This is a genomic window from Microbacterium sp. CCNWLW41 (genome assembly GCF_037083505.1).
Genome location: NZ_JBAOJP010000007.1, coordinates 1 through 12,387, shown reverse-complemented (window position 1 = coordinate 12,387; position 12,387 = coordinate 1). Strand labels below are relative to the sequence as shown.

15 protein-coding genes are annotated in these 12,387 nt (G+C 68.6%); 13 read left to right on the top strand and 2 right to left on the bottom strand.

The window, feature by feature from the left end:
- Nucleotides 1–45 precede the first annotated feature (45 nt).
- From V6R91_RS22505 to V6R91_RS22480, 6 genes are all read left to right on the top strand, one after another.
- Nucleotides 46–627 (top strand): hypothetical protein, encoded by a 582-nt coding sequence (locus V6R91_RS22505; RefSeq protein ID WP_336397154.1) that lies wholly within the window; start codon nt 46–48, stop codon nt 625–627.
- Between the two features lie 94 nt (nt 628–721).
- Entirely contained in the window at nt 722–1,087 is a 366-nt protein-coding gene (locus V6R91_RS22500; RefSeq protein WP_336397153.1) for a hypothetical protein, read from the top strand.
- Nucleotides 1,088–1,453: 366 nt separating this feature from the next.
- The gene (locus V6R91_RS22495; protein ID WP_336397152.1) at nt 1,454–4,798 is read left to right on the top strand and encodes a phage tail protein; all 3,345 of its coding nucleotides are present in this window, start codon (nt 1,454–1,456) and stop codon (nt 4,796–4,798) included.
- Entirely contained in the window at nt 4,798–5,592 is a 795-nt protein-coding gene (locus tag V6R91_RS22490; RefSeq protein WP_336397151.1) for a hypothetical protein, read from the top strand. The genes V6R91_RS22495 and V6R91_RS22490 overlap by 1 nt, the downstream gene beginning before the upstream one ends.
- A gap of 12 nt (nt 5,593–5,604) precedes the next feature.
- The gene (locus tag V6R91_RS22485; protein ID WP_336397150.1) at nt 5,605–6,705 is read left to right on the top strand and encodes a hypothetical protein; all 1,101 of its coding nucleotides are present in this window, start codon (nt 5,605–5,607) and stop codon (nt 6,703–6,705) included.
- Between the two features lie 122 nt (nt 6,706–6,827).
- Nucleotides 6,828–7,388, top strand: a complete 561-nt coding sequence (locus V6R91_RS22480) for a hypothetical protein (protein WP_336397149.1) — start codon at nt 6,828–6,830, stop codon at nt 7,386–7,388.
- Here V6R91_RS22480 and V6R91_RS22475 read toward each other — a convergent pair.
- Together V6R91_RS22475 and V6R91_RS22470 are read right to left on the bottom strand one after the other, a co-directional pair.
- Complete coding sequence (locus V6R91_RS22475; RefSeq protein WP_336397148.1) at nt 7,381–7,815, bottom strand: DUF732 domain-containing protein; 435 nt, start codon at nt 7,813–7,815, stop codon at nt 7,381–7,383. The two genes, V6R91_RS22480 and V6R91_RS22475, sit on opposite strands and share 8 nt — an antisense overlap.
- Nucleotides 7,812–7,994 carry a hypothetical protein gene (locus tag V6R91_RS22470; protein ID WP_336397147.1) on the bottom strand — a complete coding sequence of 61 codons (183 nt, stop codon included), beginning with the start codon at nt 7,992–7,994 and terminating at the stop codon, nt 7,812–7,814. Before V6R91_RS22470 ends, V6R91_RS22475 begins: the two co-directional genes overlap by 4 nt.
- A gap of 47 nt (nt 7,995–8,041) precedes the next feature.
- Here V6R91_RS22470 and V6R91_RS22465 point away from each other — a divergent pair, with 47 nt between their 5' ends.
- Genes V6R91_RS22465 through V6R91_RS22435 form a run of 7 tightly spaced genes read left to right on the top strand, consistent with a single transcriptional unit; the run spans nt 8,042 to nt 12,137 of the window.
- The gene (locus V6R91_RS22465) at nt 8,042–8,521 is read left to right on the top strand and encodes a hypothetical protein (protein WP_336397146.1); all 480 of its coding nucleotides are present in this window, start codon (nt 8,042–8,044) and stop codon (nt 8,519–8,521) included.
- Complete coding sequence (locus V6R91_RS22460; RefSeq protein ID WP_336397145.1) at nt 8,521–8,883, top strand: hypothetical protein; 363 nt, start codon at nt 8,521–8,523, stop codon at nt 8,881–8,883. The genes V6R91_RS22465 and V6R91_RS22460 overlap by 1 nt, the downstream gene beginning before the upstream one ends.
- A 9-nt stretch (nt 8,884–8,892) precedes the next feature.
- Complete coding sequence (locus V6R91_RS22455; RefSeq protein WP_336397144.1) at nt 8,893–9,384, top strand: hypothetical protein; 492 nt, start codon at nt 8,893–8,895, stop codon at nt 9,382–9,384.
- Complete coding sequence (locus tag V6R91_RS22450) at nt 9,384–10,523, top strand: hypothetical protein (protein ID WP_336397143.1); 1,140 nt, start codon at nt 9,384–9,386, stop codon at nt 10,521–10,523. The genes V6R91_RS22455 and V6R91_RS22450 overlap by 1 nt, the downstream gene beginning before the upstream one ends.
- Before the next feature lie 56 nt (nt 10,524–10,579).
- The gene (locus tag V6R91_RS22445; RefSeq protein WP_336397142.1) at nt 10,580–11,407 is read left to right on the top strand and encodes a hypothetical protein; all 828 of its coding nucleotides are present in this window, start codon (nt 10,580–10,582) and stop codon (nt 11,405–11,407) included.
- A complete protein-coding gene (locus V6R91_RS22440; protein WP_336397141.1) occupies nt 11,404–11,802 on the top strand; it encodes a hypothetical protein in 399 nt (132 codons plus the stop codon). Before V6R91_RS22445 ends, V6R91_RS22440 begins: the two co-directional genes overlap by 4 nt.
- Complete coding sequence (locus V6R91_RS22435) at nt 11,802–12,137, top strand: hypothetical protein (RefSeq protein ID WP_336397140.1); 336 nt, start codon at nt 11,802–11,804, stop codon at nt 12,135–12,137. The genes V6R91_RS22440 and V6R91_RS22435 overlap by 1 nt, the downstream gene beginning before the upstream one ends.
- Nucleotides 12,138–12,387: the final 250 nt, after the last annotated feature.

Sequence of the window (12,387 nt, the reverse complement as noted above, 5' to 3'; positions counted from 1 at the left end):
AACCGGCCCCGCCTGGGGACGTCGAACCATCAGAAGGAGAAGATCATGGCGGCTGACACTGCCGGTAACGACCTCGACGCCGTCGGCGTCCCCCTCACGGGCCTCGCGGCCTTCGCCCCCGCCGAGGTGGCCAACGTCATCCCGAAGCTGGACCTGAACAAGAGCCCCCTGACCCTGCCCGCCGCGTTCAAGCGCCTCGGCCTGTACAAGGTCGATGGGGGACCGGCACCGTCGCGGGAGTCCGGCGACGCGATCGAGTTCTTCCAGAAGGGGTACACCCTCGCCGGCGACGGCACCCGGGCGGTGGTGATCAACCTCGCCGAGCAGAACCCTGCCGTGCAGGAGCTCACCGAGGGCGCCGAGCCGGACGCGAACGGCGTCATCGAGGTGTCGTCCTCGATCCCCTCGAACCGTTTCATCCTGCTCGTGGTCACGAAGTACCGCGGCGGGAAGGAGAAGCGGCAGATCGGCGTCGCCGCGGTGACCGCGGTCGAGCCGGATCAGCAGACCCGCGGTGAGGTCGAGGGCCAGGCGGTCACCTTCACCTGGCAGGAGGACGACCTGTTCAACGGGGCGCCGTTCTGGCAGTGGGTCGGTGTGCCTGGCGCCGCCCCCGGCGAGGGCTGACCCAAGACCGGCTGGTCGGGGTGCTATCGGGTCACCCCGGCCAGCCTCACCTCTTCTCGACCCGACCCACCCGTAACCCGACAAGGAGACCATCATGGCCACCAAGACCAAGACTCCCGAGTACGACTTCGACAGCTGGTCGGAGGACGCGGAGGAGAAGGCGATCGCGCAGATCGCCGACACCATCGACGTGCGGTACATCATCGTCGAGCGGACATTCATCGGCCGCTTCACCGACGGCACGATCGTCGAAGTGCCGATCTCCCTCAGCCTCGACGACGTCGACAACCTCGACGGCGTCGGCGGGCCCGTGGACCAGTTCAAGACGATCCTGACCAACGTCGGCGGTGAGGCCGCTGCGAAGGCGTTCACGTCCCACGACATCGCCGAGACGGCCGTCCTCGCGGAGAAGTACTTCACGATCCTGCAGCGGGTCACGAAGGCGGCCCTCCCGGAATAGTCTCCGTCGCCCAGATCATCCGAGAGCACCGGACCGCGGCCGCCCGCACGCTACGAGCGTTCGGTGTAGGGATCTCTGATCTGGGCGACGGTCTCACCTGGGGTGAGGCGAAGATCCTCCTCGAGGCCGCCGCGGAGGATCCGTCCACGCACCTCGGCGCCGAGCTCGCCGGGTGGGCGTACCCCGCGACGACCCTGGATCTGCTGGGGCTGATCGCGCAGATCGGGAACGCGAACGCGGCGAAGAAGCTCATGCCGTGGGCGATGCCCGGCCCGCGCAAGACCGCCCCGCGCGACGCCGCCGAGGTCGCCGAAGCGGAAGCGTCCCTCGAGGAGGGGCTGGTGTTCACGTCCTGAGGGGGTGCTGATGTCCTCCGAGGTCGGTTCCGGTCACATCTCCGTCTTCCCCGTGTTGACGGGCTTCAAGGCCCGCGTCGCGAAGGAGACCCGTTCCGCGGGCGCCGCGGGCGCGAAGACCTTCGAGGGCGGGTTCAAGGGTGCCGGGGCCCGCACGGGCCGGACGCTCGGCCGCGACATGAAGTCCGCGCTGACCACGGCCGCCGGCGACATGGGCGCGGGCGCGCTGCGGAAGCTGACCGGGGACGTCGCGTCCGCGTCGGCCGCACTGTCCAAGGCACGGCTGAAGCAGCAGGACGAGGCCGGGAAGGTGCGTGTCGCGGAGGCCCGCCTGCAGGAGGCGATCGCGAAGAACGGGGCGACGTCGTCGCAGGCCGTCGCCGCGGAGGAACGCCTCGCCTCGGTGCGCCGCACCCACACCGCGGCGATCGACGCGGTCACCGCCGCGTCGAAGCGTCTCACCGCCGCCCAGCAGGCCGTGACCGCCGCCCAGACCGCGGTGGACGCCGCGTCCTGGTCGAAGGTGTTCACCGGCGTCAGCGGCACCCTGGGCGCCCTGCGCGCCGGGTGGAAGGACGCCCGCGCCGCGCAGTCCGCGTTCACTGGCCTCGCCGGATCCCTCGGCGGGCTGCTGCGGGCGGTGTCGGACGTATCCGGGCTGACCTTCCTCGGGAAGATGGCCCGGCTGACCGCGCAGCGGGTCGCTTCGACGTTCACGTCCCTCGCGACCCAGGTCGGCGGCAAGCTCGCTTCCGCGTGGGCCGCCACCCGCGGGTGGCTCGGCGGTATCGGCTCCACCGTCCGCGGCGCGTTCGCCCCGCTCGGCCAGTACCTCGCCGCGCAGGCGACGATCCTCGCGTCCCCGTTCGTCAAGCTCGGGTCGAAGGTCTCGACCTGGCTGAGCCCGGTCACCACCCAGGTGCGCGGGATCTTCGCGAAGATCGCCGCCGCCGGTGGCCCGGCCGCCCGCGGCCTGGTGTCCTCGTTGGCGTCCGGTGTCGGCCGTCTCGGTGCCGTCGCCGGATCCGCGTTCCAGGGGATCGTCTCCGCCGCCAGCACCGCCGCGTCCGCCGCAGGGCGTGCGCTCGGCACCGGGATCCAGTCCGCCGCGACCGCAGGGGTAACCGCCGCCGCGGCCGCTGTCGGGATCGCCCTGACCAAGGGCATGTCCCGGCTGACGTCGCTGGACACCGCCCGCGCCAAGCTCACCGGGCTCGGCAAGGACGGCCTGACCGTCGCGGCCATCATGAACGACGCGACCGCGTCGGTGAAGGGCACCGCGTTCGGTCTCGGAGAGGCGGCGAACGTCGCCGCCGGCGCGATCGCCGCGCAGATCCAGCCCGGCGAGCAGCTGCAGGGACACCTGAAGCGGATCGCCAACACCGCCTCGGCCGCGGGCTCCTCGATGGAGGAGATGGGCGCGCTGTTCAACAAGGCAGCGACCCAGGCCAACGGCGTCCAGAACGACGTCATCAGCCAACTCGCCGACCGCGGCATCCCCATCTACCAGGAGCTCGGGAAGATCCTCGGCGTCACAGCCGGGGAAGTGTTCGACCTCGCCTCCCAGGGGAAGGTCGACTTCGACACGTTCGCGCGCGCGGCGGAAGCTGCCGCGGGAACCGTCGCCGACGAGATGGGCAAGACCGTCCCCGGCGCGTTGAAGAACATGTTCGCCGCGCTCGGCCGTGTCGGCGCGAACGTGTTCGGCGGGATCAACAAAGAGACCGGCGAGATGTTCGGCCTCTACGCCAAGCTCGCCCCGCTATTCCAGTCGGTCACGAACGCGCTCGGCCCGATCGAAGAGAAGGCCCTCGCGTTCGGCGACACCCTGTCCCGGGTGCTCGGTCCCGCAATGGACTGGATCACCAACCTCCTCAACCGGTTCGGGGAAGGCGGGCTTGCCGCGTTCGACGGGCTCAAGGGCCTTGCGCCCGTCCTCGGCCCGGTCGTCGGCATGCTCACCGCGCTCGGCGCCGGAGGGCTCGCCGGGCTCCTGTCCAAGCTCCCGCTCGTCAGCGGGCTGCTCGGCGGACTCGCCGGCCCCCTCGCCGCCCTCGGTGGCCCCCTCGGGATCGCCGCGGCCGCACTGGCTGGGTTCTTCGCCACCGGCGGGGACGCCGGGGCCCTGGTCGCGACGATCACCGGGATCGTGTCGAAGATCACCGAGGCGCTGCCCGGGGTGATCGACGTGGTCGTCCAGGCGCTGCCCGGCATCGTGCAGGGCATCCTCTCCGCGGTCCCGCAATTGGTCACCGCCGCGACCGGCATCGTGTCGGCGCTGGTGGACGGCATCGTGACCGCGCTGCCGCTGCTCGCGGACGGGGCACTGTCGATCCTGACGGCGCTGATCGACGGGATCGTGGCGGACCTCCCTGCGATCATCACCGCAGCGATCCGTCTCGTGATGACCCTCATCCAGGGGATCATCCAGGCGCTGCCGCTGATCGTGCAGGCCGCGGTGTCGCTCGTCGGCGGACTGCTGTCGGCGATCGTGGCCGCGCTCCCGACGATCATCCAAGGTGGCATCCGGCTGCTCATGGCGCTGATCCAGGGGATCGTCACCGCGCTCCCGATGCTCCTGCAAGCCGCCCTGTCGCTCGTGATGGGGCTGCTGCAGGCCATCGTCGAGAACCTGCCGATGATCATCGAAGCGGGCGTGCAGCTGCTGCTGTCGCTCGTGCAGGGACTCATCGCCGCGCTGCCGCAACTGATCACGACAGCGGTCGAACTGGTGCTCCAGCTCGTCGCCGGACTGATCACGATGCTGCCCGAGCTCATCACCGCGGGAATCACGCTCGTGGTGTCGCTGATCAAGGGCCTCATCGAGGCGATCCCGAAGATCATCGCCGCCCTGCCGCAGATCGTGAAGGCGATCTGGGATGGGCTGGCCGCGGTCGATTGGCTCGGCCTCGGAGCGCAGATCATACAGGGCATCATCGACGGGTTCTTCTCGATGGTCGGCGCCGTCGGCGACGCGATCGGGGAGGTCCTCGGCGGGATCCTCGACTTCTTCCCGCACTCTCCGGCGAAGAAGGGGCCGCTGTCCGCTTCCGGGTGGCGGCAGTTGAAGGAGTCCGGTGCGGCAACGCTCGCCCAGTTCAACGCTGGTGCGGACGACGAAGCCCCGAAGTTCGGTGACGCCCTGGTGGATGCGGCCTCGACCGCGTCACGGCGGGCGCAGGCCGCGATGGAATCCGCGTCTGCCACCGTGGCCACGTCCGGCGGCGGAGGCGGGGGAGGGGCGTCCGTACCCGTGACGCACATCGAGCAGCACAACACCTACGCGCATGAGGATCCGAAGGTCGCGGCCGCGTTGGCGCGCGACCAGATGGACAGCCTGGTGAGGAGTTCCTGATGGCCGCCCCCGAGACCACCCTGATCATTCGCGCCGACGGTGCGGAGATTCGGGGGCGGCCGCGGGCGACCGAGTCGGGGATCTTCGTCGCGAAGGATGGCGTGATCGGAATCGACGATGGCGCCGAAGTCCGTCGTGAGTCCATCCCGCGCCCCGGGGAGCGTGGCGAGTTTGACCTCGCCGTGTTCTCCGGGGCGCGGGTGGTCTCGATCGATTTGCACGTGATCGCTTACTCGATGACGGAGTTGCGCGCGCTTCGCTCGCAGCTCAAGCGCGTCGGCCAGGGCGGTCGGCGATTCCTGGTGGAGATCGATCATCTGGGCGATACCGTCTCCGGGTGGGCACGGCGTGGCGGTCAGATCACGTTCCGTGACTCGGGGAAACGGCACGGACGGCACTACGCGAAAGCGTTCGTGCAGTGGGTATTCCCTGACCCGATCCTCGTCGGAAGAATGCGCAGCACCGTCCGCGCAGGGTCGATCCGGATCTCCCACAAGGGGGATGCTCCGATCGCGCCGCTCATCGACGTGTACGGGCCGTTTCCGAACGGGTACACGATCACGGCGGCCGGGCTCGGCCAGGTGGTGGTGACCACGGCGTTGCCGGCTGGCGCCATGGAGACGGTCGACGTCGGTGCGTCTCGTGTGTACCGCAACGGGGTCCGTGTGCTCGGCGCGATCAGCTATCCGGGCCGGTGGGAGATCCCCGGCGGTGAGCTCGGCGTCGTTCACAGCGTCACGGGAGCCGGCGGGACGGGAACCATCCAGGGGCGCATCTACGACGCCTACGAGTGACAGGAGGCGCCGGTGGGCGAGTTCTCAACAGAGGTACGTACGACCCAGGGCGGCGTGTTCCTCGAACGGCTCACTCCGGAGTCCGGGGAGTGGGAGCGAGGGAACCCGACAGGTGAGAAGACACACGTCTTCCGCCTCGGCGATCACGACGGTCTCTCACGAGCGGACCGGCGGGAACTGTTCCAGCCGCGGACTCGGATGATCACGGTCTGCTGGAATGGGCAGCCGATCTGTCACCGGCCGATCCGAAACCTCTCGTTCGACATCACGACCGAGAAACTCACCGTTACCCATGAGGACATCCGGGCAAGGATCCTTCGCCGATACCTGTGGGGCGTCGGGCACATGACGCCGCAGTCCGTGTTCGACTGGCGCGGATACTCCACACGCGGTGTCGCGCGGCAGGTGTTGTACTACGCCCTCGTGCACCCGTACAGCGCCGCCTGGCCGCTGAATGTGGACGTCGGCGGCGCCGAGCTCGGCTCGTCACCGTGGGCGCAGTACTTCGCGTACGACGGACAGACGGCGGGAGACATCCTCTCCGACATCGAGGACATCGGGCCGGACATCGAGCTGGAGCCCGAGTTCCGAAACGGCGCCGCTTGGTGGGCGGCAAGGATCGGTACCCCGCACCTGACGGGTCCCGCGTACGAGCTTCCCCTGCGGGCCGCGCCCACGAGCGGAGCCGCCCCAGCGCCCGGGTCGCTCGTCGGCGCTCAGGTCGTGCACGACGGTTCCGAGATGGCTACTGGAGCTTTCGCCGTCGGCCGCGGGTCCGAACAGGACCAGCGGATCGGACAGGCCGCACTCCCAGAGACCGTCCCGGTCTCCGCCGACTACATCGTCCCCTATCGCGAGATCGACGACCAGGCCCACCTCGACGCCCTCGCGTTGGCATGGGTGCAGTCACACGCCGGTCCTCGGGTTCAGTGGTCGACCGACGTCCTCACCCAGGACATCCCGCCTTCTGAACTTCGGATCGGATCGATCCTCACTGCCCTCATCGACCAGACCAGCCCGTGGCTCGACCCAGGCATCGTGCGTCGTCGGGTCATCGGGTACTCCGGGACAACAGAGTCCGCCCAGTACTCGCTCGTCCTCGAACCGCTGTAGGAGGTGCGATGGTAGCGCGACAGCGACTCGATCTCCCGCAAGCAATCACGGGACTGAACCGGCGCCTGCGATCGGCCGAACGTTCCGCACCGCTCGGGTTCTCCTCGATCACCCGCGGCGGAATGCGAGTCGAGTCCGCGGAAGGCATCCGCGTCAACCAGGTGATCGGCGGGGACCCAGGCATTCGCGTCACCGGCCTCCAGCTCGTCGACGGCACCCTCCGCATCACCGGACGCCTCGAGGGCAACGGCACCATCATCTGGCAGGGCACGATCGACCTGCAGGGCCCGTGGAAGCTGACCGGCAACGGGCAGATCACCGGGAACGTCGACATCACCGGGATCCTCAAACTGATGTCGGACCTGATCGTCGCGACGAACGGGCGCATCGTCGTCCAGGGACCCGATGGTGACACGGTGCTGAACAACTCTCGGATGGACTTCGCGAACGGGTCCTCCGTGCGAGCGGACATCGACGGGATTCAGATCACGAAGGGCAACGCTCAGGCCGCCGCATTCGACGGCGTCGCGCGGCTGCGCGTCGGCTCCCGGTCCCTGACCGTCTCCAACACCGGCATCACTGCCTCGATGAACACGATTCCGAAGGTCGACGTCGGCGCATGGGCTCAGCCGAACATGGTGGTGATCAGCGGCAGCAACGAGTTGCTGCGGGTCGTCAACTAGTCGGCACGTAGTTCAAGAGGTCGGGGCACAGGTTCGCTCGCGCGGCCGAGATGATGACCCCGCTGTCCGCGAAGTAGCCGAGGCCATTTGGCTGCTCACCCTCGATGAGAGACATCACCTCGGTTGACTCGTTGGCGCGGATCCGATCGCATGCCTGCATGCCTGCATCCAGCAACTGCTGGTCGGTGGCGTTCGGGATCTGCGTGTTCTCTGGGAGCTCATCGCGTACCTGAGAGATGAACGCCTCCGGCGAGACTTCGGGGGCCTTCGGCTCCTCCGCCACCAGCGGTTCCGCGGTCGGTGTCTCCGTAGGTGTCGTCGTTTCGGGTGCTGCGCTCGCATCTGCGGGCGCCTCGGTCGTTCCGGCGCACCCGGCCAGGGCGAGCAGGAGAACGGCCGCTACAGCGGCGAGGGGCGTGCGCTTCATGACTGCTCCATCCGTGCGCGGGCTTTCCGCAATCCGAGCGGCGTCATCCCCAGGACCTCCGCGATTTTGTTCCAGGTCATCCCGGCCTCGTGCGCGCGCTTGATGAGCGCGTCACGTCGTTCGTCGAAGGTGGCTCGCTCCGCGGCGAGTGCTTCGAGTTCGGCCCTGATCTGATCCACCCCAAGAAGGTAACCCAGTTTCCTTCTCTTGTCCAGATGGAGGCGCCATGGCGAAGGTCACGATCACGGGGAACGCGTGGGACGCGAACCGTGCACCGATCCCGGCGGCGAACGAGCCGGAGCTGTGGTTCCGGCCGGTCGGTTCGATCATCGCGGCTGGGCTGATCTCGGACCGTGAGGTCCCGGCGAAGACGTTCACCGTCGGCACGGGGGCGTTCATCGTGGACCTGGAGTCCACACCGGGGCTGCTGTACGTGCCGATTCTGACCTGGTTGAAGAACCCGGCGGACCCAACCAACCGCGCCCGTGGACAAGTCGAGTGGCCGATGTTCCATCCGGGACAGGGCGGGCCGATCGACCAACTTCCCGGGGCAGTCCCGGCCCTGTCCGGGGTGTGGTTCGGGTTCGGGGATCCGCCCGAGGTGTTGCGGGTCCGCAACGACGTCGTCTGGGTCGACATCTCCGGCCTCCCGAACGGTAAGCCCGTGCTCTGGTTCGACCAGACCCACCTGGTAGGGGGTGCCTGATGCCGCTCACGCGATGGGGCGAGATGAGTTTCGCCACCGACCGTTCCATGGCCGTGATCACGAACACCTCCGACAGCGAGTTCCGCGCCGCGCTCATCGGCCTGCTCGAGGTCGTCGCGGGCGACGTGATCGCGAACGACCCCACGATCCGAGACGCGGTCATGGCCGCGATCGAGGAGGGCCTCAACGCCGCCGAGGTGAAGCCGATCAAGTGCGTGCACCTGGAGGCCGGGAAGTGGGTCTACGACGGCCCGAACGGTCTCGCCGCCACCCACTACGTCCTGCCCGACGACACGGGCGCCCTGATCGTCCGTCCGACCGTGTGGCCTGTGCCGCAGTCCACCCCCGCTTTCAACTGGTAGGAGGCCGCCATGGCTGACGCAAACAAGACCCTGATCACCCGTGCGGAGTTCACCTCCACGATCGTGGCGGCCAGCGGCCGTGCCGCGCTCACCTTCGATGGGAAGACCGTGGAAACTGGGAGCTTCACGGGGTTCCGTGACATCACGGGGCTGCTGACCCCGGGGCAGGTGACCAGTGGTCGCCTGCTCGTGGCCCGCCGGGACTTCCAGGTGCTGTGGGCGTTCGACTCGCTCATGCTTCCGGCAGCAGCCGAGGGGCAGAGCTGGGCGATCATCTCGGGCACGCAGCTGCAGTCGTTCCGCCCGTTCTACACGTCCACGAAGGACTACAAGATCCAGTCGGACGGGCACATCGTGCGCCTCGCCGTGAACTCCTCCGGGGCGGTGTTCGTGCAGTTCGCGAAGGCGGCGCGGGCGATCTCCACGGTGATGGAGACGTTCACTCAGGCGGGGTGGCCGTCGACGCTCCCGGGCGTCGCTGACGGGGAGCCGGTGGTCTGATGCCCGTCCTCTCTCTGGGCGCGGATCTGGTCACCCGTGACCTGCTCCCGATGACGCAGGAAGCGTTGGACAAGCGGTACGCGCCCCGCTTCGAGGGTCCGATCGAGACCCTTCCCGGATGGATCGTGGGGACCACGGCGACGTTCCGCCCGCCCGTGTTCAACCGGGAATCGCCCGCGCTACTCGAGATCCGCCGCCGCGTCATCGCCGCGGTCCTCGGCCGCGACTCCTGCGAGATCCTGATCACCGCGGACTCGAAGGGCTCCAACTTCCAGGGGCTCGTGATGGGCTGGCCGGAGCAGGTGCGCCGGTCTCTCGCCGCCGCCGACGGGTTCGTGCAGGCCGACGACGGTCTGATGGACCCACGATGGACGCTCGTCGGGATGCAGCTCGCCCCGACGACGAGCATCGGCGTCCGCCCCACCACGACCGGCACCACGGACCCGAAGTCCGCACAGTTCGCGACCCTCGACGGGTTCGCGGGCGGGACCCTGTGGGCGCGGATCCCCGGCGGCGGCCCCGCCACGCTCACCATCGACGGCACCGCCACCGCGGTCACGATCCCCGCGACAGCCGGGTTCCACCCGATCCCGCTCGGCACGCTCCCACCGAACCCGCACACGGTGAAGCTCGAGGCGACCGGCGACCTGTACGTGTCCGGCATCACCCTCACCTACGACACACCGATGCTGCGGATCTCCAACCCCGCCCGACCGTCCTCGGCCGCCTCGGACTGGTCCGGCACCTCACCAACCGGACGATTCGCGACGGTCGTGGACGGGCCGGCCACATCCCCGGACGTGATCATCAGCGCCCTCGGCACGAACGAGATCACCGATCTCAACGCGCTCACGGTCTACTACGACCAGCTCGCGGCCCTCGGCGTGCCGGTGATCATCATCAGCCCCGGCGGCATCGACGGCAACCGCGGGCTCGAACCGACCCACGCGCTCGCCGCGCACCTCTACCAGATCGCTCAGCAGCACGACTGGCCGCTGATCGACGAGGAACAGGTCATCGGCCTGTACGCGCAGGCGAACGCGCACCAGCTGATGCTCGACGGCCTCCATGGCAACACCCGTGCCTCGGCGCTGCTCGCCATGGTCGTCGTCGCGCTCATCGCTGGCGCGATCGCCTAACCGGACCCGTGGAGCCCCGCCCACCGTGGCGGGGCTCCGTCATGAGAGGAGCACTGATGACGATCTACGTCGACGGCGCGTACAACCTGGCTGAGGGCACCCGCAACGCGTTCGGGGCGCTGTCCGCGGATCTCGTCGCGGAAGGGCACCCGGAGATCGTGGTCACGGACGGCGACCGAGAGCCCGAGGAGCAGCTCGCGATCTGGTACGACCGGATGACCCTCGACCCCGGCGGTCGCACCGTCTACGGCACCGCATGGTGGAACGGGGAGCTCTGGTACCGGATCCACCCGTGGGCCGTCGGCGCGCCCGGATCCAGCAACCACGAGCGCCGCCGTGCGAACGACCTCGGCTGGCCGTACAACGACTCCGGCACGGCCGCGCACCGTCGTGCCCGCCAGCTCTGCGAGCGACACGACATCACCTGGGAAGGCGCCGCGTTCGACGAGGACTGGCACTGGACCTTCTGGGGCCCCCTCGGCCACATCGGCAAAGACCCCGCACCCGCACCCGCAACGATCCCCGTCCGCAAGGAGGACACCATGACCCCGATCATCTGGAACGGCCGCGTCTGGCTCGTCGGCTTCGAACGTGTCGCCTACGTCCGCAACCTCGAAGCCCTGTCCGCCGCGAAGAAGCTCACCGGCGTCACGCCGGCGGAGTACTCGAACGACGAACTCACGGAGGTGCAGCTCATGCTGGGCATCCCGTGGGAGGCGATGGACGCGACCTACCACTCCCGCGCGTTCGACAACCTGTCGAACTTCGGCAAGGGGGCGTTCTGGTCTCGGCAGATGGCCATCGAGGTCAGCGAGACGCTCAGCGATAAGGGCTTCGCGCGGTCCCTCGACGAGCTGCTCAAGCGAATCCCCGCGGTCGCATGAGCGAGGGGGTGATGGTCCAGCTCGTGATCGCTGGACAGGCGATCACCCTCGCGCTGCTCGGCCTCCTCGGGAGCTGGGTCGGGAAGGTCAAGAAGGACGCCGCCGAAGCGCGCACGAACAGCGCCGCGGCGCGCGTCCAGGTCGAGAACGACCACGACACGAACCTGCGCGAGGAGAACGACTCCCGCCACGCCGAGACGAAGCGGTGGATGGAAGACCTCCGCCGCACCGTCACAGGCCAGTTCAAGTCCGTGCAGCGAGACATCGGCGGCATCCGCCAGGAGCTCCGCGACGACCGCCGCGCGAACCACGACAACCACCAGGCGACGACCGAACAGATTCAGGACCTCGCCGACCGCATGACCAACCTCGAACACAAGAAGGAGTCCCCCTGATGGACATCACCCTGCCCACCATCCCCGCCGGCGTGCTCGTGCTCCTCGGCCTGCTCGCACCGCACCTGATCGGCTTCCTCAACGGCATCCTGTCGTTCATCGAGAAGCCGTGGCAGAAGCGGACGCTGTCCGTCGTCGTCTCGGTCGTGCTCGCCGCCGTCGCACTCGCGTTCTACTACGTGTACACCAGCGACGCTGTGCCCGAGTGGCCGCAGCTCGTGCTGCTCACCGTCGTGGTCGTCCAGGCCAGCTACGCGCTCATCACCAAGCCCACGGCAGCCGCCATCGAGCGCCGGTACACGCCCAGCGCCTCCCTCCGCCGCGACCTCCGCTAGCGGGCCGTCCTTCGCATGAATCCGCCCCACTCTCCTGCGGGAAGGTGGGGCGGATTTCGTTTGTTCGGGCACGTCTACTTTTCTTTCGGCTCGCGTCCGGTTGCTTTGTGGATTCTGTCGCTGGCGTCGTAGGCCGCGTCATGGATGGTGTCTGTGACGTCGCTGATTTTTGATTCGACTGCGTCGACGACTTTGTCGGTGACGTTCTTCGTTCCTTGTGCGGCGCGTTTGATGCTGTCGCCTACGGTCA

Bases quoted from the DNA above. Each gene is read 5' to 3' on its own strand.
- V6R91_RS22505 (WP_336397154.1), top strand. From the start codon at position 46: ATGGCGGCTGACACTGCCGGTAACGACCTCGACGCCGTCGGCGTCCCC.
- V6R91_RS22500 (WP_336397153.1), top strand. From the start codon at position 722: ATGGCCACCAAGACCAAGACTCCCGAGTACGACTTCGACAGCTGGTCG.
- V6R91_RS22495 (WP_336397152.1), top strand. From the start codon at position 1,454: ATGTCCTCCGAGGTCGGTTCCGGTCACATCTCCGTCTTCCCCGTGTTG.
- V6R91_RS22490 (WP_336397151.1), top strand. From the start codon at position 4,798: ATGGCCGCCCCCGAGACCACCCTGATCATTCGCGCCGACGGTGCGGAG.
- V6R91_RS22480 (WP_336397149.1), top strand. From the start codon at position 6,828: ATGCGAGTCGAGTCCGCGGAAGGCATCCGCGTCAACCAGGTGATCGGC.
- V6R91_RS22475 (WP_336397148.1), bottom strand. From the start codon at position 7,815: ATGAAGCGCACGCCCCTCGCCGCTGTAGCGGCCGTTCTCCTGCTCGCC.
- V6R91_RS22465 (WP_336397146.1), top strand. From the start codon at position 8,042: ATGGCGAAGGTCACGATCACGGGGAACGCGTGGGACGCGAACCGTGCA.
- V6R91_RS22460 (WP_336397145.1), top strand. From the start codon at position 8,521: ATGCCGCTCACGCGATGGGGCGAGATGAGTTTCGCCACCGACCGTTCC.
- V6R91_RS22455 (WP_336397144.1), top strand. From the start codon at position 8,893: ATGGCTGACGCAAACAAGACCCTGATCACCCGTGCGGAGTTCACCTCC.
- V6R91_RS22450 (WP_336397143.1), top strand. From the start codon at position 9,384: ATGCCCGTCCTCTCTCTGGGCGCGGATCTGGTCACCCGTGACCTGCTC.
- V6R91_RS22445 (WP_336397142.1), top strand. From the start codon at position 10,580: ATGACGATCTACGTCGACGGCGCGTACAACCTGGCTGAGGGCACCCGC.
- V6R91_RS22440 (WP_336397141.1), top strand. From the start codon at position 11,404: ATGAGCGAGGGGGTGATGGTCCAGCTCGTGATCGCTGGACAGGCGATC.
- V6R91_RS22435 (WP_336397140.1), top strand. From the start codon at position 11,802: ATGGACATCACCCTGCCCACCATCCCCGCCGGCGTGCTCGTGCTCCTC.